Raw genomic sequence first — 25,745 nt, forward strand, 5'->3', positions numbered from 1 at the left:
CGTCGTGCTCTGTTCCGCTTTTCGATCAGGCCGTCTTCTGCTCGCCCGGGCCGCGGCCGCCGCGCTGTTCGCGGGGGATCAGGGTCGGGTTGACGTTGGAGTGGACGACGTCCGCCGTGATGACGACCCGGGCCACGTCCTTGCGGGACGGGACCTCGTACATCACCGACATCAGCACCTCCTCCATGATGGCGCGCAGACCCCGCGCGCCGGTCTGGCGGAGGATGGCCTGGTCGGCGATGGCCTCCAGGGCCTCGCGCTCGAAGTCCAGCTCCACACCGTCGAGTTCGAAGAGGCGCTGGTACTGCTTGACCAGCGCGTTGCGCGGCTCGATCAGGATCTGGAGCAGGGCCTCGCGGTCCAGGTTGTGCACCGAGGTGATGACCGGGAGCCGGCCGATGAACTCGGGGATCATGCCGAACTTGACCAGGTCCTCGGGCATGACGTCCTCGAACTGGTCCTTGGCCTCCAGCTCGCGCTTGGAGCGGATCGTCGCGCCGAAGCCGATGCCCTTGGCGCCGGCCCGCGTCTCGATGATCTTCTCCAGGCCGGAGAACGCACCGCCCACGATGAACAGCACGTTCGTCGTGTCGATCTGGATGAACTCCTGGTGCGGGTGCTTGCGGCCGCCCTGCGGCGGGACGGAGGCCGTGGTGCCCTCAAGGATCTTCAGCAGCGCCTGCTGCACACCCTCGCCGGACACGTCACGCGTGATCGACGGGTTCTCGCTCTTGCGGGCGACCTTGTCGATCTCGTCGATGTAGATGATCCCGGTCTCGGCCTTCTTGACGTCGTAGTCGGCGGCCTGGATCAGCTTCAGCAGGATGTTCTCGACGTCCTCGCCGACGTACCCCGCCTCGGTGAGGGCGGTGGCGTCCGCGATGGCGAACGGCACGTTCAGCATGCGGGCGAGGGTCTGCGCGAGGAGCGTCTTGCCGGAGCCCGTGGGGCCCAGCAGCAGGATGTTGGACTTGGCCAACTCGATGGCGTCCTCACGGCTTTGGCCGCCGCCGTTCTCGCCGGCCTGGACGCGCTTGTAGTGGTTGTACACCGCCACCGACAGGGCCTTCTTGGCGGCCTCCTGGCCGACCACGTAGCCCTCGAGGAACTCGTAGATCTCGCGCGGCTTCGGGAGTTCCTCCCAGCGGACCTCGCTGGTCTCCGCGAGTTCTTCCTCGATGATCTCGTTACAGAGATCGATGCACTCGTCGCAGATGTACACACCGGGCCCTGCGATGAGCTTCTTGACCTGCTTCTGGCTCTTGCCGCAGAACGAGCACTTGAGCAGATCGCCGCCGTCACCGATGCGTGCCACGGTGTGCTTCCCCTTCGCCTGGGAGACGACTGGACGCTTTCGAATCCAGCGGCTCCTGGTGCTGCCTTATTCCGACGGTACCTTGCCGGGACCCCCGTTCGGGCCCCCCTTGGCACGGTTCACTTCCACGTGGACCGTGTCACACCGTGCCAAGGGGTACGGACGAGAGTGCCCCGCGCGTCAACGCAGAGAGTCGTTGTTCAACTTCCGGGTGGAGATGATCTGGTCGATCAGGCCGTACGACAGCGCGTCCTCGGCCGTGAGGATCTTGTCGCGCTCGATGTCCTCGCGGATCTTCTCGATCGGCGTGGTGGAGTGCTTGGCCAGCATCTCCTCGAGCTGGGCACGCATCCGGAGGATCTCGTTGGCGGCGATCTCCAGGTCCGAGACCTGACCGCGGCCGGTCTCGCTGTACGGCTGGTGGATCAGCACACGCGCGTTCGGCAGGGCCATGCGCTTGCCCGGCGTACCGGCGGCCAGCAGGATCGCGGCGGCGGAGGCCGCCTGGCCCATGCAGACCGTCTGGATGTCGGGCTTCACGAACTGCATCGTGTCGTAGATCGCGGTCAGCGCCGTGAAGGAGCCGCCGGGGCTGTTGATGTAGACCGAGATGTCCCGGTCGGGGTCCATCGACTCCAGGCACAGGAGCTGTGCCATGACGTCGTTGGCGGAGGCGTCGTCGATCTGCACGCCGAGGAAGATCACGCGCTCCTCGAAGAGCTTCGCGTACGGGTCGTACTCACGGATGCCCTGCGAGGTGCGCTCGACGAAGCGGGGGATGACGTAGCGGGACTCGGCACGGGGGCCGGTGTACTCGGCCGCCGCACGGGCGTTGAGGCCGCTGCCGGGGAAGTCGTTCACGGTGTCTCCTGGAGAAGGGCTGGGCGGTGGCTGCTTGAGATTGCGATCACGGGCGGGCGGCGGGTCGACGGCGGGGGCGGACGGCGGTACGGGGTCAGTCGGTCGGGCCCACGCGACTTCCGGTCCGTCCGGCTCCGGGAGCCCTGACGAACCCCGCCGGCCTCGTGGCCTCCGCGGGATCGCGTCCGGCTCCGCCGGGGCCGTGGAGCCTCCAGGGCCGTAGGACCTCCGTAGGGGCCTCGCGGCCTCTGCCGGGCCTCGTGAGCCCTGTGGGGCCCGCGGGTTCCGACGAGGGCCCTGAAGGCCCTGACGGACGCCTGCGGCGGCCTCACGGGGTTCGCGGGGTCCGGCGGGTCCGGCGGGGGCTGCCGGGCCCTGACGGGACCGGTACGGCTTCCGGTGACCGCGTCGCCCTACGGGCTGCCGCGGCTTCCGGGGGCCGAGACCCTGAGGAGAGCCTTCGCTCCCGGACCGAGTGCCTGCCGGGGCCGTCGCCGCCCCTTGCCGGAACCACGTGGTTCCCACCAGGACCCGACCCGAGCATCCGGCCCGGAACCGGGTCGCCCGGCCGAACCGGTCGGCCCAGCCGGCCCCGTAGGAACCGCAAGCCCGGTCGCCCTGGCCGGCCCGGTCGGAGCATGACCCCGGTCGGGACCGTCGGCCCGGCCGGAACCGCAGACCCGGTCGGAACCGTGACCCCCGTCGGAACCACGGACCCGGTCGGAGCCACAGCCCCGTCCGCGGCACCCGCACCCGCACCCGCACCCGGCAGGGACCCGCGCCGTCGGTCGGGCTACGCCGCGCCCGTGCCGCCGCCGCCCGGCATGCCTGCGGCCGTCGGGATGACGTCGTCGATGAGGCCGTACTCCTTGGCCTCGAACGCGTCGAACCAGCGGTCGCGGTCCGAGTCGCGGGTGATCTGCTCGACCGACTGACCCGTGTGCTGCGAGGTCAGCTCGGCCATGCGCTTCTTGGTGTGCAGCAGCCGCTCGGCGTGGATCTTGATGTCGGAGGCCGAGCCGGCCAGGCCGGCGGACGGCTGGTGGATCAGGATCTCGGCGTTCGGCAGGGCGAACCGCTTGCCGGGGGTGCCCGCGCTGAGCAGGAACTGACCCATCGAGGCCGCGAGGCCCATGGCGATGGTCACCACGTCGTTCTTGATGAACTGCATGGTGTCGTAGATCGCCATACCGGCCGTGATCGAACCGCCGGGGCTGTTGATGTACAGGTAGATGTCCTTGTCCGGGTCCGCGGCAAGGAGCAGAAGCTGTGCGGTGATCTTGTTAGCGATGTCGTCGTCGACCGGCTGGCCGAGGAAGATGATCCGCTCGCCAAGCAGCCGGTTGTAGACCTGGTCGCCGAGGCCACCACCGATGGAAGGCTCGCCGGCGGCGGAGGGCATCAGATTCGTCACGTATCCACCTGCTCGTCTTACGACGGCGCCGGGCCGTCTCACGTGTACTGCCGGGGGCAACGGGGACTCCCCTGCCCTCGTACTCATGGACCCTAACGCGCGGGTCCCTCCCGAGAATCCCGGAGAGGTGGGTGTTCGCCGGGGGCGTAGCGCCCGGGGACGGGAACGGGCCCCGGAACACTGGGTTCCGGGGCCCGTCGCACAAGCGTCGGATACGAGGGCTCAGCCCTCGTTCTTCTCCTCGGCCGAGCCGGCCTCGGCGGCGTCGGCGGACTCGGTGGCGGCCTCGGCGGCCTCCTCCGTCTCCTCCTCGTCGTCCAGGTCGACGATCTCGCCGTTGGTGTCCTTGACCGTGGCGGCCTCGACAACGGTCGCCAGCGCCTTGCCGCGGGCGACCTCGCCGACGAGCAGCGGAACCTGGCCGCCCTCGACGACGGCCTGGGCGAACTGGTCGGGGGACATGCCCGAGGAAGCGGCGCGGCGCATGAGGTGCTCGGTGAGCTCCTCCTGGTTGACGTTCAGCTTCTCGCGCTTGACCAGCTCGTCGAGGACGAACTGGGTCTTGATGCCCTTGACCGCGGCCTCACGGGTCTCGGTCTCGAACTCCTCGGCCGACTTGCCCTGGATCTCCAGGTACTTGTCGAGCGTCAGGCCCATCTGACCGAGCTGGTGGTGCTCCAGGTTGTGCTTGCGGGTGTTGATCTCGTCCTCGAGGAGCTTCTCGGGGACGGGCACCTCGACGAGCTCCAGCAGCTTCTCCAGGACGCGCTCCTGGGCCTGCGTGGCCTGGTCGTACTGCTTCATGTTCTCGAGGCGCTTGCGGCTGTCGGCCTTCAGCTCGTCGAGGGTGTCGAACTCGGAGGCGAGCTGCGCGAACTCGTCGTCCAGCTCGGGCAGTTCGCGCGCGGCGACCTGGGTGACCTTGACGGAGACCTCGGCCTCCTTGCCCGCCGCGGAGCCGCCCTTCAGCTCGGAGGTGAAGGTGGCCTCGCCACCGGCCTCCAGGCCCTTCACGGCGTCGTCGATGCCGTCGAGCAGCTCGCCGGAGCCGATGGTGTAGGAGACGCCGCTGGCGACGCCGTCCTCCAGGACCTCGCCCTCGACCTTGGCCTCCAGGTCCACGGTCACGACGTCGCCGTCCTCGGCGGCGCGCTCGACCGGGGAGGTGGAGGCGAAGCGCTCACGGAGCTGCTCGACCGACTTCGCGATGTCCTCGTCGGTCACCTCCACGGCGTCGACCTCGACCTCGATGGAGGAGAAGTCCTCCGGGAGCTCCAGGGCGGGGCGGACGTCGACCTCGGCGGTGAAGTTCAGCGTCTCGCCGTCCTTCAGCTCGGTGATGTCGACCTCGGGCTGGCCGAGGACGTCGATCGACGCCTCGTTGACAGCCTCCGTGTAGAACTTCGGAAGCGCGTCGTTGACCGCCTCCTCCAGGACCGCACCGCGGCCGAACCGCTGGTCGATGACCCGGGCGGGGATCTTGCCCTTGCGGAAGCCCTTCACCGTGACCTGCTGGTTGATCTTCTTGTACGCCGCGTCGAGGCTGTCCTTGAGCTCCTCGAAGGGCACCTCGACAGTGAGCCGAACCCGGGTCGGGTTCAGGGTCTCCACGGCGCTCTTCACGGTTCGGTCTCCTTGGTGGCTGACATCTTGGTGTTCGCCGGAGCCTGACAGGCCCGGTGATTCGCCGCCCGCCGGTGTTCGTGGGGCGATCAGGCCGGACACGGACACACGGGCGCGCAGCTTGCATAGTAACCGCAGCCGACGAGCCGCCCAAAGACGATCACCGGCCAGGCGCACGGTGTGATCGCGCAGGTGGTCGGGGTGGCGGGATTTGAACCCACGGCCTTCCGCTCCCAAAGCGGACGCGCTACCAAGCTGCGCCACACCCCGTCTGGTGCGACACGAAGGGTACAGGCTCGCGGCCCTGCCCGACCGCCGCTTTCCACCAGCGCACGGGGGCACGCGGGGGCGCGCCGAAACGGGGTGTGCGGGCGGGGGTGCCGACCCGCTACGATGCGTGCAGTGCCGCGGTCCTCCGACGCGTGGCGCGTCCTGTGCGGGCGTAGCTCAATGGTAGAGCCCTAGTCTTCCAAACTAGCTACGCGGGTTCGATTCCCGTCGCCCGCTCCATGGCCCGGGCCCGGGCGGAGGTCTTCTCCGCTCGGGCCTTCGGCGTTCCTCGGGACGGCGTTCCTCGGGACGGTGTCCCCGGGCGCGGTCAGAAGCTGATCGAGTTGATCGTGTCCGCGAGGGAGTCGAGGAAGCGGTTGATCGACGGGGCCATGCCGGTCGAGGCGAGGAAGAAGCCGAACAGGATGGCGACGATGGCCGGGCCGGCCTTGATGCTCCCGCCCCGGATCAGGACCACCAGGATGATCGCCAACAGCAGCACCACTGACAGTGAAATGGCCACACTGATCACACACCCTCGGTCGGTCCGCACTCCCGGCCCGGGGGCGCAAGTCCGCGCACCCCCGCCAGAGACCATCGTGCCACCAACACGGCCTCCCTATGCGGCCCCTGACACATGATTGCGTCCCGTGACGCGCACGCGTACCCCGCACGGCAATTCGAAACCGGGCCCGGCCTGGAAATTGGGAGAGATCGTTTCCATCTCCACACAACGTGCCCGCAGGGAATTCGAATTACGGTCGCGGGCTCACGAACACCCCCTCCACAGAGGCCGTTATGTACCTTTTAGTCTGGATGAATCCGGACATACAGGATGGCAACTTCCTTTAATCCCGGGGTAGTCGCACCCAAAAGCAGGAATGACCTCGGCTGTTTTACGCATAGCCACAGACGACGCTAGGGTGCCTCAAATGTTCCACGCCGCTCCGTCCCCCCTGCCCCGCCCGCGCCGTGACGCGTTCTTCGACAACGCCAAGTACGTGGCGATCGTGCTGGTGGCCGTGGCCCACTCCTGGGAGCCGCTCAAGGGCGACAGCCGGGCCCTCCAGGCCGCGTACATGCTCGTCTACGCGTTCCACATGCCGGCGTTCATCGTCATCTCGGGCTTCTTCTCCCGCGGTTTCGACGCGAGCCCCGGCAGGATCAGACGGCTGGTGACCGGGATCGCCGTCCCGTACGTGGTCTTCGAGGTCGGCTACTCGCTCTTCAAGCGCTATGTCGACCACTCCCCCGACCAGGAACTCAGCCTCCTGGACCCGTACTACCTGACCTGGTTCCTGATCGCGCTGTTCATCTGGCGGCTCACCACGCCCGTGTGGAAGGCCGTCCGGCATCCGCTGCCGCTGGCCATGGGCATCGCCATGCTGGCGTCGGTCAGCCCCGACATCGGCGACGACCTCGACCTCCAGCGCGTCCTTCAGTTCCTGCCGTTCTTCGTGCTCGGCCTGTGCCTGAAGCCCGAGCACTTCCGGCTGGTGCGCCGCCGCTCGGTGCGGATCGCGGCGGTGCCGGTGTTCGCCTTCGCGCTGGCCTTCGCCTATTGGGCGGTGCCGCGGATGAACGGCGGCTGGTTCTACCACCGCGACTCCGCGCAGGAGCTGGGCGCGCCCTGGTGGGCCGGTCCTGTCATGCAGCTCGCGCTGTTCGGCTGCTCCCTGGTGCTGACCGCCTGCTTCTTCTCCTGGATCCCGGGCCGCACCCTGTGGTGCACGGCCCTCGGCGCGGGCACCCTGTACGGCTATCTGCTGCACGGCTTCCTGCTCAAGGGCGCCGACTACCGCGGCTGGTTCGACCAGGAGCGGCTGCACGGGCCGCTCGGTGAGATCGCGGTGAGCCTCGCCGTGGCCGTCGCCGTCACCCTGCTGTGCACCCCGCCCGTCCAGCGGGCCTTCCGGTTCGTCATGGAGCCGAGGATGAAGTGGGCCTTCCGGCGGGACGCGGCCGAGCTGGCCCGGGAACGCGAACGGGCCGGCGAACGGGCAGGCGAGCGAGCGGACGAGCGGACACAGCGGGAGCGGCGCGCCAAGGTCGACGCCTGATCCCCGCGGCCCCGGCTCAGCCCGTCAGACCGAGAAGTGCGCGCATCCCGGCGTACTTCTCGGTCAGCCGGTTCCTGGTCGGCTCGTCCAGGACCGCGAGGCGGGCCGGGTCCGCGTTGTGGGCGAGGTCGGCCTCCTTCACCAGCAGGGCGCCCGGCGTCGCCAGGATCCGCGCCGCGTACGCCTCGGGCGGCTCCCCGGCCCGTTTGGTGACCGCCAGCACGATCGCCTTCGTACGGTCGCTCAGCGCCGCGTCGCGCAGCCGGGCGGCGCTCAGGGCGTCGTCCTCGACGGCGTCGTGCAGCCAGGCCGCGGCGATCTGGTCGTCGTCGCCGCCCCGGGACCGTACGCCCTCGGCGACCGCCCGCAGGTGCTCGGCGTAGGGGCGGCCGGCCTTGTCGGTCTGGCCCTCGTGGGCGGTGCGGGCGAGGGCCTCGACCTCGGGCAGGGTGAGCATGCGCAGTCCCCTCGGGAGTCAGACGAGCGGGGCCGGCTGGGACGTCGGGCCCTCGCGGCAGACCAGCAGCAGGGCCCGGTCGTCGTTGACGTCCTTGGCGACGGCCTCGATGAGATGCCAGGCGGCGCCCTGGAAGCCGCCGGCGACATAGCGGTCGGCCTCGCCGGTGAGCCGGTCGATGCCCTCGACGATGTCCCGGTCGGAGGTCTCCACCAGGCCGTCGGTGAACAGCATCAGCACGTCACCGGGGCGTAGGGAGCCCTTCACCGGGTCGAACTGCGCGCCCTCGTACACCCCGAGCAGCGGGCCCTCGGCGGCCTTCTCCTCCCACCGGCCGCTGCCGGCGCTGAGCTGGAGGCCCGGCGGATGGCCCGCGGAGTACAGCTCGTAGTCCCCGGAGTCGAGGTCGAGGACGAGGTGGATGGAGGTCGCGAAGCCCTCGTCCCAGTCCTGGCGGAGCAGATAGCCGTTGGCGGCGGGCAGGAAGGCGTGCGGCGGGAGCGAGCCGAGCAGGCCGCCGAAGGCGCCGGACAGCAGCAGGGCGCGGGAGCCCGCGTCCATGCCCTTGCCGGAGACGTCGGTGAGGACGACCTCCATGGTGCGTCCGCCGTTGGTGCGGGCCGCGACGACGAAGTCACCGGAGAAGGACTGGCCGCCGGCGGGCCGCAGCGCCATCTCGCGGTGCCAGCCCGGCGGCAGCTTGGGCAGCTTGCTCTGCACCCGGATCCGCTCGCGCAGGTCGAAGAGCATGGTGCCGCCGCGCCGCCAGGGCACGCCGACCCGGCTGCGGAACTGGGCGATGAGCAGACCGAAGAAACCGCATGCCGCGACGACCAGGACGACACCGGGTGTCACCCGCGACGGTCCTTCGGTGTACGGGCCGAGTTGCACCGACTCCACGATCAGGGCGGTGGCCGCCGCCGCGTACAGGCCGAGCAGGCTCGACGGGCGCAGCAGCAGCCCGCCGGCGACGATGGGCAGGACCAGGGCGGCCGGGGAGCACCACACCGAGTTGGCGAGGGTGGTGGCGGCGATCAGCGGCACGGTGAGCAGCAGCAGGGCCAGCGCGATCCAGTCCGAGCCGTCGCCGCGGAAGTAGTCCACGGCGCTTCTGCGCAGGCCGGTGCGGACCCGGTGCAGCCAGTGCTTCAACCGGGCCGTAGACGTCTCGGCTTCCGCGCGCCGCTGTCGTCCTGATGCCATTAGTCCGGGACCCTATCCATCCAACCCGCCGCTTGGCACGGGAGGTCCCACTTGTCCCCCCTCGGAGCTTCGACTTCTCAGTGAACTTCAAGGAAAGCGCTCGCGCCGCCGAGAGAGAGAAATTTGCTGGCTCGTCCCGCAATGTGCTGCTAGGCATGGATCCATGACGACTGGTGCGACGACGACGGGGCCGGCGGTACGGCCGGCGGAGCGGGTGGCGGGACGGGCGGCCGTCCCCGGGGCCGAGGTGCGGACGCTGCGGCAGGACGACTGGGACGTCTGGTACGACACCCTGCTGCGGGCCTTCGGCGGCGTCGCGGAGTCCGCGGCGGAGCGGGAGCTGTGGCGGACGCTGACCCCCTGCGGGCGGTCGGTCGGCGCGTGGGACGGCGAGCGGATCGTGGGCACCGCCGGGGCGTTCGACTTCCGGCTGACGGTGCCGGGCGGGGCGTCCGTGCCGGCGGCGGGGGTGACGATGGTCTCGGTGAGCGCGACGCACCGGCGGCGCGGGCTGCTCACGGCGATGATGCGGCGGCAACTGGACGACGTACGCGCGTGGGGCGAGCCGTTGGCGGTCCTCACCGCCTCCGAGCCCATGATCTACGGGCGGTTCGGGTACGGCGCGGCGACGTTCGGACTGCACGCCGAGATCGACACGAGCCGGGTCCGGCTGTCCGTGCCGGAGGGGACGGACGGCGTACGGCTGCGGTACGCCGATCCCGTCGAGGAGCTGGCCGCCTGCGAGGCGGTGTACGCGCGGACGGTGTCCGGGCGGCCCGGGATGCTGGCGCGGCGGCCGGGCTGGGAGGGGCTCGGGGTGCTGGAGGCGACGGTGGAGCGGGACGGCGCGTCGGCGCTCCAGTGCGTGGTCGCCGAGCGGGACGGCGATGTCACCGGGTACGCCCGGTTCCGGGTGCGGCCGGAGTGGACCGACTCCGGGCACAACGGCGGGGTGCTGCTCCAGGATCTGGCGGGCGTCGATCCGGTGACGGAGGCGGCGCTGTGGCGGTTCCTGTTCGGGATCGATCTGACGACCTCGCTGAAGCTGCGGGGGCGGCCGCTGGACGAGGCGTGGCAGCACCTGGTGTCGGACGTGCGGCGCTGTCAGCTCCGGGTGCGGGACTCGTTGCACGTACGGCTGGTGGAGGTGGGCGCGGCGCTGGAGGCGCGCACCTACCAGGCGCCGGTGGACGTGGTGCTGGAGGTGGAGGACGCCTTCTGCCCCTGGAACGAGGGGCGTTGGCGGCTGGCCGGGGACAGCCGGGGCGCGGTGTGCTCGCGTACCGCGGACGCGCCCGATCTCGCCCTGTCGGTGCGGGAGTTGGGGTCGGCCTATCTCGGCGGTGTGAGCCTCACGGCGCTGGCCGCGGCGGGCCGGGTGCGGGAACTGCGGCCGGGCGCGCTGGCGGCGGCGGCCGTGGGCTTCGGGTCGGCGGCGGCGCCCTGGCTGCCGCACGGGTTCTGAACCTCTAGGCTCCGGCGGGCGGTTGGCAGGAGGGGCACCAGAAGAGGTTGCGGGCGGCGAGTTCGGCGGTGCGGATCTCGCCGCCGCACAGATGGCAGGGCTGGTGGGCGCGCCGGTAGACGTACACCTCGCCGCCGTGGTCGTCGACGCGGGGCGGGCGGCCCATGGCCTCGGGGGTGTGCTGGGGGCGGACCGTGTCGATGCGGTTGTCGCGGACGCCGTCGCGCATGAGGGCGACGAGGTCCTGCCAGATCGCGTCCCACTCGGCGGCGGTGATATCTCGGCCCGCGCGGTAGGGGTCGATGCCGTGCCGGAAGAGGACCTCGGCGCGGTAGACGTTGCCGACGCCGGCGATGACCTTCTGGTCCATCAGGAGCGCGGCGATCGTGGTCCGGCTGCGGGATATGCGGGCCCAGGCGCGGGCGGGGTCGGCGTCGGCGCGCAGCGGGTCGGGGCCGAGGCGGGCGTGCACGGCCTGCTTCTCGGCGTCCGTGATCAGGGCGCAGGTGGTGGGGCCGCGCAGGTCGACGTATCCGGTGGGGCCGGCGAGGCGGAGCCGGACGGTGTCGGTGGGCGGGGGCGCCGGGGCGTCGCCGAAGGCGACCTTGCCGAACAGGCCGAGGTGGATGTGGACCCACTCGCCGTCCCGGAAGCCCAGGAAGAGGTGCTTGCCGTGGGCCTCGGTGCGGGTGAGTCCGACGCCGTCCAGGAGCTGGGCGGCGTCGGAGAACTTCCCCTGGGGGCTGGTCACCCGGGGCGCGGTGCCGGCGAAGCGCTCGGCGTAGTCCTGCGCCAGCCGGTGGATGGTGTGCCCTTCTGGCACGGCGAGTGTGTCCTTTCCGGTCCCGCCGGGGACTTCCGGCCGGTCCCGCCGGGGACTTCCGGCCGGTCCCGCCGGGGACTTCCGGCCCGGGCCGGGTGGGGTGGGTCAGTCCTGCTGCGGGTGGTGGGCCGGGATCGGCGGGAGGTCGCCGGTCGTCTCGTAGTCGGCCAGCATGTCGATCCGGCGGATGTGGCGCTCGTCGCCCGAGAACGGGGTGCCGAGGAAGGTCTCGACGAACTTCGTCGCCTCCTCGGCGGTGTGCATCCGGGCGCCGACGGCGACGACGTTGGCGTTGTTGTGCTGGCGGCCGAGGGACGCGGTCTCCTCGCTCCACGCCAGGGCCGCGCGCACGCCCTTCACCTTGTTCGCCGCGATCTGCTCGCCGTTGCCGGAGCCGCCGATCACGATGCCGAGGGCCTCGGGGTCGGCGGCCGTGCGCTCCGCCGCGCGGAGGCAGAAGGGCGGGTAGTCGTCCTGGGCGTCGTAGAGGTGGGGGCCGCAGTCGACGGGCTCGTGGCCCGCCTCCTTCAGCCATTCGACGAGGTGGTTCTTGAGTTCGAAGCCGGCATGGTCCGAGCCGAGATACACGCGCATGGGATGAGTGTGACATGGGCGGCGTGGGGCAGCAGCGCGGGGTGGACGACCCATAGAAACTACGCCAGAACCATGGAACCTCAGGAAAACCTCAAGTAACGATCTGGATTCAGAGGTTCACGAATCCAATTACCTCCGTTTCACTGGACCGTCTTGTTGTACGGCGCAAAGGAAAACCACCCCCATGACTTCGCAGCCGACCCTCACGAAGGCCGACCGCGGCCCTGAAGGCCCCGCCGGACCCGGAGACCCCGGGGCGTCCGGCGGCTCAGGCCTCCACGCGGGCCTGAAGAACCGTCATCTGTCGATGATCGCCATCGGCGGTGTCATCGGCGCCGGGCTGTTCGTCGGATCCAGCTCCGGCATCGCCACCGCGGGCCCCGGCATCCTGCTCTCGTACGCCCTCGTCGGCACGCTCGTGGTGCTGGTGATGCGGATGCTGGGCGAGATGTCCGCGGCCAACCCCACCTCGGGCTCCTTCTCCGCCCACGCCGACCGTGCGCTCGGCCCGTGGGCCGGCTTCTCCATCGGCTGGCTGTACTGGTTCTTCTGGGTCGTCGTGCTGGCCGTGGAGGCCACCGCCGGCGCCGCGATCCTCGAAGGGTGGATCCCGGCCGTACCGCAGTGGGCGTGGGCGCTCATCGTGATGGTGGTGCTGACCGCCACCAACCTGGTCTCCGTGGGCTCCTACGGCGAGTTCGAGTTCTGGTTCGCCGGGATCAAGGTCGTGGCGATCGGCGCGTTCATCGTCGTCGGCGGGCTGGCCGTGTTCGGTGTGCTGCCCGGTGTGGACAGCGACAAGGCGGGCCTGGCCAACCTCACGGGCGAGGGCGGGTTCCTGCCCCACGGGCCCGGCGCCATCCTGACCGGCGTGCTGCTCGTCGTCTTCTCCTTCATGGGCAGCGAGATCGCGACGCTGGCGGCCGGCGAGTCCGAGAACCCGCAGCGGGCCGTGACCAAGTCCACCAACAGCATCATCTGGCGGATCGGTGTCTTCTACCTCGGCTCGATCTTCGTCGTCGTGACGCTGCTGCCGTGGAACGACCCCTCGATCAAGAAGGACGGCTCGTACGTCGCCGCCCTCGACTCCCTCGGTATCGCGCACGCCGGCCAGATCATGAACTTCATCGTGCTGACCTCGGTGCTGTCCTGTCTGAACTCCGGCCTCTACACCGCCTCGCGGATGGCCTTCTCGCTCGGTGAGCGCGGTGACGCGCCCAAGGCGTTCGCCCGGACGACGTCCCGCGGGGTGCCGATGACGGCGATCGTCGCGTCGGTCGTGTTCGGGTTCGTGGCCGTGTTCTTCAACTACAAGTTCCCCGACTCGGTCTTCCTCTTCCTCGTCAACTCCAGCGGTGCGGTCGCCCTGTTCGTGTGGCTGGTCATCTGCTTCTCGCAACTGCGGATGCGGAAGATCATCCAGCGGGAGGCGCCGGAGAAGCTGGTCGTGCGGATGTGGCTGTACCCGTATCTGACCTGGGCCGCGGCCGCGCTGATCGTGTTCGTCCTCGGCTACATGCTGACCGACACCGAGGGCGAGAGCAGCGGCCGTACGACCGTCCTGCTGTCGCTGCTCGTCGCGGCGCTCGTGGTCGCCGTGGCCTTCGTGAAGCAGCGGGTGGCGCCGCGGAGTCCGGCGCCGGAGGCCGCCGAGCGGTAGCTCACAGCACGGTGAAGCCGTCCTTGACCCTCTCGTAGGTGCGGAGCGCGTCACCCTCCACGCCCGGCTGGTACCAGGTGTTGATCTGGTACGACTTCCCTCGCTCGTCGAAGCCGAGCAGCCGGGCGTGCCAGGGGGTGCCGCGCAGGGTGAAGGTGTACTCCCAGACGACCGCGGGCCGTCCCCTGAACGTCGTCTCCTCCAGCCGGATCTTCACGTAGTCCTGCCCCTGGCGGGCGTTGTGCTCGGAGGTCTCCCAGGTGTCCATCAGGTCGCCGCGCGCGAGCGAGGACTTGGCGACCAGCTCCTGGGTGCCGTCGGGCGAGGTGTAGTGCACCTCGGCCCCCGTCTTCACGTCCCGCTGCCACCCCCGAGGCGTCACCCAGGCGAACCCGCCCGCCTCGACCCGGGCGCCTGGCGGCAGGCTGCGGGGGCGTGAGGTGCCCTGGACGGTGGGGGCGGCCGAGGTCGTCACCACTCCGGTGCCCGTCCCCGGCCGGGGCGTGTCCGATGCCTCGCCGCCCTCGCCCCCGGGCACGAACACCAGCACCCCCGCGACGACCGCCCCCACGGCGACGACACCGATCGCGGCGGCGACGACGCCACGACGCCGGGTGCGGTCGCCGGGCGTTGCGAGCCCGACTTGCACAAGCCGCCGCTCGGTCTCGGCGGCGGCGCGGGCGAGGGAGATGGGGGCGGGGCGGCTACGGCCCCCGATACCGGACGCCGGACCGGGGGCACCCTCCCGGCCGGACGGGCTGTGGGAATCCCTGGTGGCGGCGCCGGGCCCCGAGTCCCCATGTGAACGCGCCTCCGGGACAGGCGGGTTGGCAGCCTCGGGGCCACCGGCACCGACGCCCGCACCGGGCGGCAGGCCCAGGGGCGACGACCCGTCCCGCCGGACAGGCGGAGTGAGCGGGCCTCCGGAGTTGCGAGGCGCGGTGCCGCCGGGCGGACCGGACGCGGCTCCCGAGTCCACACGTGAACGCGCCTCCGGGACAGGCGGGTTGGCAGCCGCCCCGGGGCCACCGACGCCCGCGCCAGAGCCCCGTGCAGGCTGGTCGGGCGAGCTTTCAGAGCTGCGGGAGCCGATGCCGGGCGGCAGGCCCAGGGGCGACGGCTCGTCCGGCCGGACGGGCGGAGTGAGCGGCCCCCCGGACGTACGAGGCCCGGCGCCCACGGGACCCGGGGGCGGCGGTGCGCCCTCCCGAGCAGGTGGAGCGAGGGAGCCGCCGGGCACAGCATCGTCCACACCGGGCACCGACCCCGGGGACGCCGGACCAGACCCGTCCCACCGACGTGCCTCCTCAGCAGGCGGAGTGACGGATCCCCCGGAACCAACGGCGCCGACGTCCGCGCCGGGCGCCGAGTCCGGAGACTGCCCGGCCTCAACCGCCGGGCCGCCCTCCGGGGTCGGCGGAGCGAGGGAGCCGCCAGGCACCCGCCCCGGAGACGCCGGACCGGACCCGGCCCGCGAACGCCCCTCCGCGGCGGGCAGGATGACGGGTCCCCCGGAGCCGTCGGCGTCAACGCCTGCGGCGGGCGCGGAGCCCGGGGGCCGCGGCCCCGCCTCAGCCCCAGGGACACCGTCCCGAACAGGCGGAGCAAGGGAGCCCCCGGAGCCGCGCGGATCAGCGACACCCGCGCCGACGCCCGCGCCGTACTCCGGGGCGCCCTCTCCAGCCGACCGGGTGGCAGAGCCGCCGGGGGCCTCGGGCTCCGAGGGTGCGTGTGGAGGCGCCTCCGGGGTGGTGGAACCCCTGGAGGCGCGAGGGTCGGGATCACCCGCGCCGGGCGGCCCCGCCTCGGCGGCCGGGACGGTCCCGGCGGGGTCTGGGGCGGAAGCGTGGGGAGTTGGCGTACGGCCTGGGGAGAGGCGGGGGTCCGTGGGTGGGATGGTGTCCGGCCATGTCGGGGTCGGGGGTGGGTACGCCACCGGGCGTAGGGCCGTCTCCACCTCGGAGAGGGATGCTCGGAGGGTCGGTTCCTTTTCCAGGAGGGCTGTCAGGATCGGGTGGAGGGGGCCCGCCTCGGGTGGGAGGACGGGCTCGTCGTAGAGGACGGCGTGCAGCGTGGCCAGGGTCGTGTCGCGGGAGAACGGCGAGTGCCCGGCCAGCGCGGCGCACAGGGTCGCGCCGAGGGACCAGTTGTCGGACGGCGGCCCCTGCGGGCGGCCCGCGATGCGCTCGGGCGCCATGTAGTCGGGCGAGCCGACCAGCATGCCGACCATCGTCAGCGCCTTGGCGTCCTGGATCGCCGCGATGCCGAAGTCGGTGAGGACCACCCGCCCGTCACCGGACTCCCCCGGCTCCTCCACCAGGACGTTGCCCGGTTTGATGTCCCGGTGCAGCACCCCCCGCGCATGCACCTGCCGCAGCGCCGCGACCAGGCCGAGGCCGATCCGGGCCGTCTCCCGCGGACCCAGCCGCCCGTCCTCCACCAGCACCCGCTCCAGCGAGCGCCCGGCCACCAACTCCATGACGATCCACAGGCGTTCGCCCGCGTCCACCACGTCGTAGACGCGCACGACCTGGGGGTGGTCGATCCGCGCCGTGGCCCTGGCCTCGCGCAGGGCGCGTTCGCGGCGGGTGCGGGTGTCCTCCGGGTCGAGGCCGTCGATCCGCATCTCCTTCACGGCGACCGGCCGGTCGAGCATCTCGTCGGACGCCCGCCACACCCGCCCCATTCCCCCCTGGCCGATGCTTTCGACCAGCCGGTAGCGCCCCGCCACCAGAAGACCTGGAACACCGCCGCTATCCGAATTCCCCGGCAATTCGCTGCACCCCCTCCATTGCCCGGTCCTACCAATTCATGCCGCACCAGCATAGTGCGGAGAAATCTTGTGGTACCTCTTCAAGTACTGCGAATTCAGGCGCAGCCGAGGGGGGACGAACATGAGTTCTCGACACCGGACGACCGTCGCCGGACCACTGCCACTCGTCGCGGCGTCCTTCGCCGCCGTACTGCTGCTGGCCACCCCGGCCGGGGCGGACGACGGTCAGGGGCCCGGCAGCAACAAGGGGGGAAAGGCCGTCGACGAGGCACCGGCCGGGGTGCGGCTGACCACGCTGCTGCCCGACCGGATCTCCGTCGACAACGGTTCGAAGGAAACGGCGATCACCGCCACGGTGAAGAATGAGGGAACCGAGGAAAGCGGAGACATCAGGCTGCTCGTCGTCGGATTCGACGGACTGACCGTCAAAAACGTCGAAGGGTGTGCCGCGATACCGGAAAAGGATCTCCCGGAGGGTTCGAACAGCGGATTCTCCTGCCCCGTCGGCAATCTCGCGGCGAAAGCCTCGAAATCGTACGACGTCGATGCCACGTTCGATCTCGGGAAGACCGGAAAGATCTGTCTGCCCGTCCAGACCGCGGACGGGAAGAAGACGTTCTGGCAGCAGGGCCCGGTGCCCTTCGGTACGACGAACCCGTCACCGAACGCACCGGCCACCCCGCTGCTCCTCGGTACCGACAACACCCCCGTGGCACCGGGCGAGTTGCCGAAGACCGGTGCCGAGCGCGAGCTGCTGCCGCTGGGCGCGGCCGGGGTCTCCCTGCTCGCGGCGGGCGCGGCCGGGCTCTGGTGGGCGTCCCGCCGCCGCCCGGAAGGCGGGGTGAGCTGACCCGGAGCGCAGAAACGCGGAAGAGGCCCGCCGTGAGTCGTGCGCACACGACCCGGCGAGCCTCTTCCGCGAAGTGCCGCGGCTGAACCCCCGTCAGCGCTTCGCCAGCTTCCACGCGCTCGGCAGCAGCCCCATCGCCAGGGCGGCCTTGACGGCGTCGCCGATGAGGAACGGGGTGAGGCCGGCGGCCACCGCGGCGGAGAGGGACATGTCGGCGGCGTAGGCCAGGTACGGGACGCCGACGGCGTAGATGATCGCCTCGCCGATCAGCATGGTGCCGGCCGTCCGCCACACGTTGCGGTCGGCGCCGCGGCGGGCCAGGGCGCCCACGGCGGCGGAGGCCAGGATCATGCCGAGGATGTAGCCGAAGGAGACGGCCGCGGCGCCCGAGGTGCCGCCCGCGAACCACGGCACACCGGCGACGCCGGCGAGCGCGTACAGGGCGAGGGAGAGGAAGCCGCGCCGGGTGCCGAGGGTGGTGCCGACGAGCAGGGCGGCGAAGGTCTGGCCGGTCACCGGCACCGGGGAGCCGGGGATCGGGACCGCGATCTGGGCGGCGAGGCCGGTGAGCGCGGCGCCGCCGGCCACGAGGGCGATGTCCCGGACTCGGGAGGCGGGGATCAGGTCGGCGAGCACCTGTCCGGTGCGAGCGGGAGTGGCGACGGCGGTGCTCATTGGGGGACTCCGGCGGGGTGGGACGGTTCGGGACACGGCGACGCTATCCCAGCGCCCACCGGCCGCTCACCGTCAGCGATCGACAAAGGGAAGAACGTGACCTTGGTCGGCTCCGGACAAACGAAGGCGGTTACACCCGGTACGGCGTGACCCCGATCACTGAGGTGGGGATGTTTCGCTCACCTTTCGGCGAGACGGCGGGCTTGTGTGTTCTCACCAAAGGAATCCGAGTGCTCTGGTCGGATTCACCGTTCCTGCCCTACGCTTCCAGCCATGGTTGCCCAGGCCCTGAACTTCACGTCGCGTCGCTATGTCGACCTGCGACGCCAGGGCACGGCCACCTGTCGCCGCCCGGTCTGAGGCGCGGTCCCGGCGCGCCTCGGCTTCCGAGACGTGTCGGCCCCGTTCCCGAGGACGGTCAACCATGCCCCGCACCGCGGCCCTTGAAGTCCGTACGACGTCCCCCGTCCCCCGTGTCGCCGACAGCGACCGGCGGCGCACCAGCGCCAGCGTGGTCCTGCGGTCCGTGCTCGAACACGGGCCGGTGGCGCGCTCGACCATCGCCCGGCTCACCGGACTGTCCCCGGCCGCCGTCACCGAGCACTGCGCCCGGCTCACCGGCCTCGGCCTGATCCGGGAGTCGGCCGTGCCGCGCCGCTCGAACGGGGCGGGGCGGCCGCATGTGCCGGTCGACCTGGACGACTCGCGGTACCTGGTCGGCGGGGTGCACGTGGCGGTGCCGTACACCACGGTCGCGCTGCTCGATCTGCGCGGACGGGTGCTGGCGCGGCGGGAGTTGAAGCATCGCGGCAGCACCGAGCCGTACGAGGTGCTGGCGCGGGCCGCCGACGGGCTGGCGGAGCTGCTCGCCGCGTCCGGGCGGGACCGTCCGCTCGGGGTGGGGTTCGCCGCGGGGGGCTGGGTGGACCGGGACTCCGGGACCGTCGTCGAGCATCCGCTGCTGGGCTGGCGGGACGTGCCGGCGCGGGACGTCGTGGAGGCGCGCATCGGGCTGCCGGTCCGGGTGGACGGGCACGCGCGGGCGCTGGTGAACGCGGAGCGGCTGTTCGGCCGGGCGCGCGGCAGCCGCAGTGTGCTGCATCTGTTCGTGGGCAACGTGGTCGACGCGGCGTTCGCCACCCATGACGAGGTGCATCACGGCCCCCGCTCCCAGGCGGGGGCCGTGGCGCATCTGCCGCTGGCGGGCGGGACGGAGCCGTGCGCCTGCGGGCGGGTCGGCTGCCTCCAGGTGGAGCTGAGCGAGCGCACGCTGTGCCGGCGGGCCCGGGAGGCGGGCGTCGTCGACGGGGTGAACCCGATGCGGGTCCTCGCGGCGGCGAAGGACGGAAACCCGGTGGCGGTACGGCTGTTGCGCGAGCGGGCGCGGATGACGGGGCGGGCCGCGGGGCTGCTGCTGGACGTCCTCAATCCGGAGCGGGTCGTCGTCACCGAGATCGGTGTCATCCACCGGGAGGACTGCCTCACCGCGCTGCGCACGGAGGTCGGGGCCGAGCGGGCCGGGTCCGTGGTGCCGACGAGCTTCGGGGACTCGGTGCTGGCCGTGGCGGGCGGGGCGGTGGCGCTCGACGTGCTCTACCGCGATCCGCTGACCGTGCCGCGCCCGCGGACCGCATCGAATTAATTCAGAAACTCCGAATGTTGACAGGCCCCGCACGTGAACAGGACGATCGATCCATGAGCTGTCGCACTCTCTGTTGCTGACGCCCCGGTGCGCCGGGAGCGCACCCATCTTCCTGCCTTGCGTCTGTCTTCTTCCGCGTTAATTCCCTTGGCGCTGCCCGGAATTTCACCTGCCTTTTTCTCTCTCTTCCCCCTAGGGGTTCCGTCATGTCTTCGACCCTTGACCGTCGACTTTTCCTCACGTCTTTGCTCGGTGCCGCGGCGGGCGTCGCCGGTCTCAGCGGCTGCGCCGACGGCACCGCCGCCACCAGCGCCAAGGGCGCCTCCACCGCACCGCTGGCGACCGAGGTGCCGGCCGGCACCAGCCTGAAGATCGCCTCCTTCCAGAACGCCCAGGAACTCCAGTTCAAGCTGGCAAAATTGCCGAAGCTGCCTTTCACGGTGTCGAGCTGGCTGAACATCGGGGCCGGTCCCGACGTCATCAACGCCTTCCGCGCCAAATCCCTCGACCTGGCCAACAACGCCGGTATTCCGCCGATCCAGGCGTATTACCAGGGATTCGACGCGAAGATCGTCGCGATCAACGTGACGCGCAAGCCGAACTACCTCTTCGCCACCAAGCCCGGCAGCGACATCCGCTCGGTCGCCGACTTCGAGGGCAAGCGGCTCGCGTTCTCGCAGGGCCAGGCACAGGGTGTCGTGCTGCTGCGGGCGCTGAAGAAGGCGGGCCTGGCCTACGACGACGTGACGCTGGTCCCGCTGACCAGCAACCAGTTCCTGACCGCGCTCCAGTCGGGCCAGGTCGACATCGCCCCGCTCGGCAACAGCCAGGCGCCCGCCTACCTCCAGCAGTACGAGTCGAAGGGCGCCCGCACCATCACCACGGACGTCGTCGACCTGCTCAGCCTGCTGTGGGCGCCGGTGTCGGTGCTCAACGACCGGGCGAAGGCCGCCGCCGTCGCCGCGTACATCCCGCAGTGGGCCCAGGGCCAGGTCTGGCAGTACGAGCACCCGGACGTCTGGAACAAGGAGTTCTACGTCAAGACGCAGAACCTGACCCTCCCCCAGGCCGAGGCGATCACCGCGCTCGCCAACAAGCCGCTGTTCCCGCCGAGCTGGGACGAGGCCATCGCGTGGGAGCAGGAGACCGCGGATCTGCTCGCGGAGGGCGGGTTCGTGAAGAAGTTCGACGTGTCCCCGCTCTTCGACCACCGCTTCGAGCACCTGGCCGCCGAGGCCGTGCCGGCCGAGTACCGGAAGTGACGCCATGACGACGCCCATGACCGCCGTCCCCAACCCGTACCGGAAGTGACCGCCATGACAACGACCGTGACCGCGGCCGCCCCGGTCGCCGCGCCTCCCGAACCGACCCGCAGGCGCCGCCGCCGCACCCTCGCCCCCGGCAAGCGGCTGCCCGCCTCCCGGCTCGTCGGCCCGCTGGTGCTGCTCGCGCTGTGGGCCGCCGCCTCCGCCGCCGGACGGCTGGACCCGGGCGCGATCCCGGCGCCCTGGACCGTGCTGGACACCGGGGTCCATCTGTGGACCGACGGAACCCTGCCCACCGACATCGTCACCTCGCTCGAACGCGCGGGGTACGGGTTCGCGATCGGCCTCACCGCCGGCGTGACCCTCGCCCTGGCGTCCGGGCTCACCCGCTCCGGGGAGGCGCTGATCGACGGGACGGTCCAGCTCAACCGGGCGATCCCGACCCTCGGTCTGATCCCGCTGTTCATCCTCTGGCTGGGCATCGGCGAGACCTTCAAGATCGCGATCATCGCGATCGTCGTCTACATCCCGATCTATCTGAACACGCATGCCGCGCTGTCCGGCATCGACCACCGGTTCGTCGAACTCGCCGAGGTGCAGGGCCTGTCGAAGTTCCGGTTCATCCGGGAGATCGTGATCCCCGGCGCGCTGCCCGGATTCTTCGTGGGACTCCGGCTCGGTGTCACCGGCTCCTGGCTCGGCCTGGTCGTCCTGGAGCAGATCAACGCCACCAGCGGCCTCGGCTACATGATGTTCCAGGCCCAGAACTACGGCCAGTCGGACGTCATCCTGGTCGGCCTGCTGATCTACGGCGTCTTCGGTCTGATCTCCGACAGCGCGGTCCGTCTCATCGAACGGAGGGTGCTGTCGTGGCGCCGCACACTGAGCAGTTGACCCGGCCCGCCGTCCGGCTGCGGGGCCTGACCCGGTCGTTCGACGGACGTGTCGTCCTCGACGCCATCGATCTGGAGATCCCCGCCGGGCAGTTCGTCGCCCTCCTCGGGCACAGCGGCTCCGGCAAGTCCACCCTGCTGCGGGCGGTCGCGGGCCTCGACCACGAGGTCACCGGCAGCGGCGAACTCACCGCCCCGGAACGGGTGTCGGTCGTCTTCCAGGACTCCCGGCTGCTGCCCTGGCGCCGGGTGCTGGACAACGTCCTGCTGGGCACCGACGGCGAGGAGAGGGGGCGGGAGGCGCTCGCCGAGGTCGGTCTGGCCGGCCGGGAGCGGGCCTGGCCCAACGAGCTGTCCGGCGGCGAGGCACAGCGCGCCGCGCTGGCCCGCTCCCTGGTCCGCGAGCCCGAACTCCTGCTGGCGGACGAGCCGTTCGGGGCGCTGGACGCGCTCACCCGGATCAAGATGCACGCGCTGCTGCGGGAGCTGTGGCAGCGCCACCGGCCGTCCGTGCTGCTCGTCACCCATGACGTGGACGAGGCGATCGCGCTGGCCGACCGGATCCTCGTCCTCGACCACGGCCGGATCGGTCTCGACCTGACCGTGGACCGCGAGGTCCCGCACGGCGACTACCGCGCGCGTCTGCTGGCCGCCCTGGGTGTGACCGAGGACGTCCGCTGACCCGTCGCCCCGCCGACCCCGCCCTTCACCTTCCGAGGACATCCGAGGACACCGCATGCCACCCCGCACCCTCCACCTCAACGCCTTCCTGATGAACACCGGCCACCACGAGGCGTCCTGGCGGCTCCCCGAGAGCGACCCGTACGCCCATGTGGAGCTGGACCACTACGTCAGGCTGGCCAGGGCCGCCGAACGCGGCACGTTCGACTCGCTGTTCCTCGCCGACGGCCCGCATCTGTGGGGCAGCGTCGCGCAGCGCCCGTCCGGGGCGCTGGAGCCGCTGACGCTGCTCACGGCCCTGGCGACGGCGACCGAGCACATCGGGCTGATCGCCACCGCGTCCACGTCCTACAACTCGCCCTACAACCTGGCCCGCAAGTTCGCCTCGCTGGACATCATCAGCGGCGGCCGGGCGGGCTGGAACATCGTCACCACCGCCGGCGCGGACGCGGCCCGCAACTTCGGCCTGGACGCCGAACCGGCGCACGCCGAACGGTACGCCCGCGCCGCCGAGTTCCTCGACGTGGCCCTGAAGCTCTGGGACAGCTGGGAGGACGACGCGATCGTCGCCGACAAGGCGTCCGGCGTCTGGGGCGACGACGCCAAGATCCACCCGCCCCGGCACCGGGGCACCTACTTCCAGGTCGAGGGCGCCCTCAACGTGCCCCGCTCGCCGCAGGGTTACCCGCTGCTGGTGCAGGCCGGGTCCTCGGCGGACGGCAAGGCGTTCGCGGCCCGGTACGCGGAGGCCGTGTTCACCGCGCAGCAGACGCTCGCCGACGCGCAGGCGTTCTACGCCGACCTCAAGGCGCTCACCGCGGCGGCCGGCCGCGACCCCGGGCACATCAAGGTGCTGCCCGGCATCGTGCCGGTGCTCGGCTCGACCGAGGCCGAGGCGCGGGCCAACGAGCAGGTGCTGGAGGACCACATCGTGCACGTGCACGGGGTGGCCAACCTGGAGCGGCTGCTGAACCTGCCCGCCGGCTCCCTGGAGCTGGACGCCCCGCTGCCGGCCGATCTGCCCTCGGAGGACGCCGTCGAGGGCGCCAAGAGCCGCTACACCCTGGTGGTGGAGCTGGCCCGCCGCGACCGGCTCACCGTACGGCAGTTGATCGGCCGGCTCGGCGGCGGGCGCGGCCATCTCACCTTCGCGGGCACACCCGAGCAGGTCGCCGACGCCATCGAGACCTGGTTCACCCAGGGCGCCGCCGACGGCTTCAACATCATGCCCGCCGTCCTGCCCTCCGGGCTCGACGCGTTCGTCGACCACGTGGTGCCGATCCTGCGCGCCCGCGGTCTGCTGCGCACCGAGTACCCCGGCCGCCAGACCCTGCGGGAGCGCTACGGCCTCCCCCGCCCCGTCAACCAGCACACCGCAGCCCTCGTCTGAAAGGTCCAGGTCATGACACTCGACATCCGCAAGGTCACCGCGCACATCGGCGCCCAGGTGAGCGGCGTCGACCTCGCCCAGCCGCTGGACGCGGACACGGTCGCCGCGCTCCGTGAGGCGCTCAACGTCCACAAGGCGCTGGTCTTCGACGACGTCCACCTCGACGACGCGGGCCAGCAGGCGTTCGCCCGGCACTTCGGGGACCTCACCACCGCGCACCCGACCGTGGCCGCGGTCGACGATGCCCCGAACGTGCTGCCCGTCGACAGCGAGCAGGGCAGCGCCAACCACTGGCACACGGACGTGACCTTCGTCCTCAACCCGCCGCAGGCCAGCACCCTGCGCGCGCTCACGCTCCCGCCGTACGGCGGTGAGACGCTGATCGCCAGCTCGGCGGCCGCCTACCGGCAGCTCCCGGAGCCGCTGCGGAAGCTGGCGGACACGCTGTGGGCCGAGCACACCAACGACTACGACTACGCGGTGCCGGCCGAGGAGATCGACGAGGAACGGGCCGCCCAGCGCGCCCGGTTCACGTCCATCAAGTACCGCACCGCGCATCCGGTGGTGCGGGTGCACCCGCTGACCGGCGAACGCGGCCTGTTCATCGGCGGGTTCGCGCAGCGGATCGTCGGCCTGTCGGTCGGTGAGTCCCGCAAGCTGCTCGATCTGCTCCAGTCGTACGTGGTGCGGCCGGAGAACATCCTGCGGCACCGCTGGTCGGAGAACCAGCTCGTGCTGTTCGACAACCGGATCACCCAGCACTACGCCGTCGACAACTACGACCGCCAGGCGCGCCGGCTGCACCGGGTGACGGTCGCCGGTGACGTGCCGGTCGGGATCGAGGGCAAGGAGAGCTACTCGATCGAGGGGGACGCGGCGCACTACACGCCGGTGGCGGAGACGCCCGCGGCCGCGTAGACCGTCCGGACGGCCCCGGTGGAAGGCCCTCGCGCGCCCGACGCGCGGGGGCCTTCTTTCTGCCCTCCTGCAATTGCGAGCGATGTGCAATAAGGTGGGAGCGGACGTCCCGCCTCGTGATCGTCTTCTCACCTTTCGCGGCGGCGGGCGGAAGGACGGAAGGGCCCCCGCGAGGACATGACTCGCGGGGGCCCTTCCGTGCCGTACGGGGCAGGTCAGAGGTTGCTGAAGTCCGGGCCCTTGGTCCGGGTGCGCTTGATCTCGTAGAAGCCGGGGACCGAGGCGACCGCGAGGGTGCCGTCCCAAAGGCGGGCGGCCTCCTCGCCCTGGGGGGTGGGGGTGACGACCGGGCCGAAGAAGGCGATCTGGCGGCCGTCGGGGCCGGGCACGGCGATCACCGGGGTGCCGACGTCCTGGCCGACCTTGTCGATGCCCTCCTTGTGGGAGGCGCGGAGCTGGGCGTCGAACTCGAAGTCCGTCTGCTCGGCGTAGTCGATCAGGGAGGCCGGCAGACCGACGTCCTTCAACGCGCCCGCGATGGCGTCCAGGGTCGGGCCCTCGCCGTTGTTGTGGATCCGGGTGCCGAGCGCGGTGTAGAGCGGGCCGAGGACGTCCTCGCCGTGGAGCTGCCAGGCGGCGGTGACCACCCGGACCGGCTGCCACGCCTTGACCGCCAGCATCTCGCGGTATTCCTCCGGCAGTTCGTCCAGCTTGTTCTCGTTGAGGACGGCGAGGCTCATGATGTGCCAGCGGACCTCGATGTCACGGACCTTCTCCACTTCCAGGACCCACCGGGAGGTCATCCAGGCCCAGGGGCACAGCGGATCGAACCAGAAGTCGACAGGGGTCTTCTCGGACATGTGTCTCCTCATGAGATAAGGCTTTACCGGGGAACGCCGCCGCGCGTGCCGCG

Annotated in this window: 22 protein-coding genes and 2 tRNA genes; 11 read left to right on the plus strand and 13 right to left on the minus strand. The window is 71.2% G+C overall.

Annotated features, from left to right (window positions below; genetic code table 11):
• Positions 1–25: 25 nt before the first annotated feature.
• The 5 genes from clpX to AFM16_RS13845 all read right to left on the minus strand — a co-directional run bounded on the left by clpX (position 26) and on the right by AFM16_RS13845 (position 5,483).
• Positions 26–1,315, minus strand: a complete 1,290-nt coding sequence (gene clpX / locus AFM16_RS13825; protein WP_030779483.1) for an ATP-dependent Clp protease ATP-binding subunit ClpX — start codon at positions 1,313–1,315, stop codon at positions 26–28.
• A 180-nt stretch (positions 1,316–1,495) separates the two neighbouring features.
• Complete coding sequence (locus tag AFM16_RS13830; RefSeq protein ID WP_030779485.1) at positions 1,496–2,176, minus strand: ATP-dependent Clp protease proteolytic subunit; 681 nt, start codon at positions 2,174–2,176, stop codon at positions 1,496–1,498.
• Between the two features lie 793 nt (positions 2,177–2,969).
• Positions 2,970–3,578 (minus strand): ATP-dependent Clp protease proteolytic subunit, encoded by a 609-nt coding sequence (locus AFM16_RS13835; RefSeq protein WP_030779489.1) that lies wholly within the window; start codon positions 3,576–3,578, stop codon positions 2,970–2,972.
• Positions 3,579–3,812: 234 nt separating this feature from the next.
• Positions 3,813–5,213 (minus strand): trigger factor, encoded by a 1,401-nt coding sequence (gene tig / locus AFM16_RS13840; protein ID WP_030779492.1) that lies wholly within the window; start codon positions 5,211–5,213, stop codon positions 3,813–3,815.
• 193 nt (positions 5,214–5,406) lie between these two features.
• Positions 5,407–5,483: transfer RNA gene (locus tag AFM16_RS13845), tRNA-Pro, on the minus strand.
• 166 nt (positions 5,484–5,649) lie between these two features.
• Between AFM16_RS13845 and AFM16_RS13850 the strand changes: the two genes are divergently transcribed.
• Positions 5,650–5,723: transfer RNA gene (locus AFM16_RS13850), tRNA-Gly, on the plus strand.
• A gap of 88 nt (positions 5,724–5,811) precedes the next feature.
• On the opposite strand, the gene AFM16_RS13855 is transcribed toward AFM16_RS13850, so the two are convergent.
• A complete protein-coding gene (locus AFM16_RS13855) occupies positions 5,812–6,006 on the minus strand; it encodes a hypothetical protein (RefSeq protein ID WP_030779494.1) in 195 nt (64 codons plus the stop codon).
• A gap of 409 nt (positions 6,007–6,415) precedes the next feature.
• On the opposite strand from AFM16_RS13855, the gene AFM16_RS13860 reads away from it, so the two are divergent.
• On the plus strand, positions 6,416–7,543 hold the full coding sequence (locus AFM16_RS13860; protein WP_078633488.1) for an acyltransferase family protein: 1,128 nt from the start codon (positions 6,416–6,418) through the stop codon (positions 7,541–7,543).
• Between the two features lie 16 nt (positions 7,544–7,559).
• Here AFM16_RS13860 and AFM16_RS13865 read toward each other — a convergent pair whose 3' ends face one another.
• Both AFM16_RS13865 and AFM16_RS13870 read right to left on the minus strand, forming a co-directional pair.
• Complete coding sequence (locus tag AFM16_RS13865) at positions 7,560–8,000, minus strand: HD domain-containing protein (RefSeq protein ID WP_078633489.1); 441 nt, start codon at positions 7,998–8,000, stop codon at positions 7,560–7,562.
• 18 nt (positions 8,001–8,018) lie between these two features.
• Positions 8,019–9,203: a PP2C family protein-serine/threonine phosphatase gene (locus tag AFM16_RS13870; RefSeq protein ID WP_030779499.1), complete on the minus strand. Its 1,185-nt coding sequence runs from the start codon at positions 9,201–9,203 to the stop codon at positions 8,019–8,021.
• Between the two features lie 163 nt (positions 9,204–9,366).
• Between AFM16_RS13870 and AFM16_RS13875 the strand changes: the two genes are divergently transcribed.
• Positions 9,367–10,668: a GNAT family N-acetyltransferase gene (locus AFM16_RS13875; RefSeq protein ID WP_078633490.1), complete on the plus strand. Its 1,302-nt coding sequence runs from the start codon at positions 9,367–9,369 to the stop codon at positions 10,666–10,668.
• Between the two features lie 4 nt (positions 10,669–10,672).
• Here the strand turns inward: AFM16_RS13875 and AFM16_RS13880 are convergent, their stop codons facing one another.
• Positions 10,673–11,491 (minus strand): Fpg/Nei family DNA glycosylase, encoded by an 819-nt coding sequence (locus AFM16_RS13880; RefSeq protein ID WP_030779507.1) that lies wholly within the window; start codon positions 11,489–11,491, stop codon positions 10,673–10,675.
• Positions 11,492–11,596: 105 nt separating this feature from the next.
• Positions 11,597–12,085: a ribose-5-phosphate isomerase gene (locus AFM16_RS13885; protein ID WP_078633491.1), complete on the minus strand. Its 489-nt coding sequence runs from the start codon at positions 12,083–12,085 to the stop codon at positions 11,597–11,599.
• A 184-nt stretch (positions 12,086–12,269) separates the two neighbouring features.
• Between AFM16_RS13885 and AFM16_RS13890 the strand changes: the two genes are divergently transcribed.
• Positions 12,270–13,745: an amino acid permease gene (locus AFM16_RS13890; protein ID WP_078633492.1), complete on the plus strand. Its 1,476-nt coding sequence runs from the start codon at positions 12,270–12,272 to the stop codon at positions 13,743–13,745.
• Position 13,746: 1 nt separating this feature from the next.
• Here AFM16_RS13890 and AFM16_RS39990 read toward each other — a convergent pair whose 3' ends face one another.
• Positions 13,747–16,476, minus strand: a complete 2,730-nt coding sequence (locus AFM16_RS39990; protein WP_370628033.1) for a serine/threonine-protein kinase — start codon at positions 16,474–16,476, stop codon at positions 13,747–13,749.
• Positions 16,477–16,639: 163 nt separating this feature from the next.
• Here AFM16_RS39990 and AFM16_RS13900 point away from each other — a divergent pair, with 163 nt between their 5' ends.
• Positions 16,640–17,368 carry an LPXTG cell wall anchor domain-containing protein gene (locus tag AFM16_RS13900; protein WP_078633493.1) on the plus strand — a complete coding sequence of 243 codons (729 nt, stop codon included), beginning with the start codon at positions 16,640–16,642 and terminating at the stop codon, positions 17,366–17,368.
• 93 nt (positions 17,369–17,461) lie between these two features.
• Here the strand turns inward: AFM16_RS13900 and AFM16_RS13905 are convergent, their stop codons facing one another.
• Positions 17,462–18,043, minus strand: a complete 582-nt coding sequence (locus AFM16_RS13905; protein ID WP_030779519.1) for a biotin transporter BioY — start codon at positions 18,041–18,043, stop codon at positions 17,462–17,464.
• A 424-nt stretch (positions 18,044–18,467) separates the two neighbouring features.
• Between AFM16_RS13905 and AFM16_RS13910 the strand changes: the two genes are divergently transcribed.
• The 6 genes from AFM16_RS13910 (at position 18,468) to AFM16_RS13935 (ending at position 24,832) form a co-directional block, all read left to right on the plus strand.
• The gene (locus tag AFM16_RS13910; RefSeq protein WP_030779522.1) at positions 18,468–19,685 is read left to right on the plus strand and encodes an ROK family transcriptional regulator; all 1,218 of its coding nucleotides are present in this window, start codon (positions 18,468–18,470) and stop codon (positions 19,683–19,685) included.
• 206 nt (positions 19,686–19,891) lie between these two features.
• Positions 19,892–20,947, plus strand: coding sequence for an ABC transporter substrate-binding protein (locus AFM16_RS13915; RefSeq protein WP_078633494.1), 1,056 nt, complete (start codon positions 19,892–19,894; stop codon positions 20,945–20,947).
• Between the two features lie 54 nt (positions 20,948–21,001).
• Entirely contained in the window at positions 21,002–21,844 is an 843-nt protein-coding gene (locus AFM16_RS13920; RefSeq protein ID WP_078633495.1) for an ABC transporter permease, read from the plus strand.
• A complete protein-coding gene (locus tag AFM16_RS13925) occupies positions 21,820–22,524 on the plus strand; it encodes an ABC transporter ATP-binding protein (RefSeq protein WP_030779530.1) in 705 nt (234 codons plus the stop codon). The genes AFM16_RS13920 and AFM16_RS13925 overlap by 25 nt, the downstream gene beginning before the upstream one ends.
• A 55-nt stretch (positions 22,525–22,579) precedes the next feature.
• The gene (locus tag AFM16_RS13930; protein ID WP_078633496.1) at positions 22,580–23,914 is read left to right on the plus strand and encodes an LLM class flavin-dependent oxidoreductase; all 1,335 of its coding nucleotides are present in this window, start codon (positions 22,580–22,582) and stop codon (positions 23,912–23,914) included.
• A 12-nt stretch (positions 23,915–23,926) separates the two neighbouring features.
• Positions 23,927–24,832: a TauD/TfdA dioxygenase family protein gene (locus AFM16_RS13935; protein ID WP_078633497.1), complete on the plus strand. Its 906-nt coding sequence runs from the start codon at positions 23,927–23,929 to the stop codon at positions 24,830–24,832.
• A 215-nt stretch (positions 24,833–25,047) separates the two neighbouring features.
• Here the strand turns inward: AFM16_RS13935 and AFM16_RS13940 are convergent, their stop codons facing one another.
• Positions 25,048–25,692 carry a mycothiol-dependent nitroreductase Rv2466c family protein gene (locus AFM16_RS13940; protein WP_078633498.1) on the minus strand — a complete coding sequence of 215 codons (645 nt, stop codon included), beginning with the start codon at positions 25,690–25,692 and terminating at the stop codon, positions 25,048–25,050.
• Positions 25,693–25,745 lie beyond the last annotated feature (53 nt).

This window comes from Streptomyces antibioticus, assembly GCF_002019855.1.
Taxonomy (GTDB): domain Bacteria; phylum Actinomycetota; class Actinomycetes; order Streptomycetales; family Streptomycetaceae; genus Streptomyces; species Streptomyces antibioticus_B.

Excerpts from the sequence above, each read along its gene's own strand:
- AFM16_RS13905 (WP_030779519.1), bottom strand. The coding sequence starts at position 18,043 with ATGAGCACCGCCGTCGCCACTCCCGCTCGCACCGGACAGGTGCTCGCC.
- AFM16_RS13835 (WP_030779489.1), bottom strand. The coding sequence starts at position 3,578 with ATGCCCTCCGCCGCCGGCGAGCCTTCCATCGGTGGTGGCCTCGGCGAC.
- AFM16_RS13900 (WP_078633493.1), top strand. The coding sequence starts at position 16,640 with ATGAGTTCTCGACACCGGACGACCGTCGCCGGACCACTGCCACTCGTC.
- AFM16_RS13885 (WP_078633491.1), bottom strand. The coding sequence starts at position 12,085 with ATGCGCGTGTATCTCGGCTCGGACCATGCCGGCTTCGAACTCAAGAAC.
- AFM16_RS13860 (WP_078633488.1), top strand. The coding sequence starts at position 6,416 with ATGTTCCACGCCGCTCCGTCCCCCCTGCCCCGCCCGCGCCGTGACGCG.
- AFM16_RS13890 (WP_078633492.1), top strand. The coding sequence starts at position 12,270 with ATGACTTCGCAGCCGACCCTCACGAAGGCCGACCGCGGCCCTGAAGGC.
- AFM16_RS13865 (WP_078633489.1), bottom strand. The coding sequence starts at position 8,000 with ATGCTCACCCTGCCCGAGGTCGAGGCCCTCGCCCGCACCGCCCACGAG.
- AFM16_RS13935 (WP_078633497.1), top strand. The coding sequence starts at position 23,927 with ATGACACTCGACATCCGCAAGGTCACCGCGCACATCGGCGCCCAGGTG.
- AFM16_RS13870 (WP_030779499.1), bottom strand. The coding sequence starts at position 9,203 with ATGGCATCAGGACGACAGCGGCGCGCGGAAGCCGAGACGTCTACGGCC.
- AFM16_RS13915 (WP_078633494.1), top strand. The coding sequence starts at position 19,892 with ATGTCTTCGACCCTTGACCGTCGACTTTTCCTCACGTCTTTGCTCGGT.
- AFM16_RS13920 (WP_078633495.1), top strand. The coding sequence starts at position 21,002 with ATGACAACGACCGTGACCGCGGCCGCCCCGGTCGCCGCGCCTCCCGAA.
- AFM16_RS13910 (WP_030779522.1), top strand. The coding sequence starts at position 18,468 with ATGCCCCGCACCGCGGCCCTTGAAGTCCGTACGACGTCCCCCGTCCCC.
- AFM16_RS13875 (WP_078633490.1), top strand. The coding sequence starts at position 9,367 with ATGACGACTGGTGCGACGACGACGGGGCCGGCGGTACGGCCGGCGGAG.
- AFM16_RS13940 (WP_078633498.1), bottom strand. The coding sequence starts at position 25,692 with ATGTCCGAGAAGACCCCTGTCGACTTCTGGTTCGATCCGCTGTGCCCC.
- AFM16_RS13930 (WP_078633496.1), top strand. The coding sequence starts at position 22,580 with ATGCCACCCCGCACCCTCCACCTCAACGCCTTCCTGATGAACACCGGC.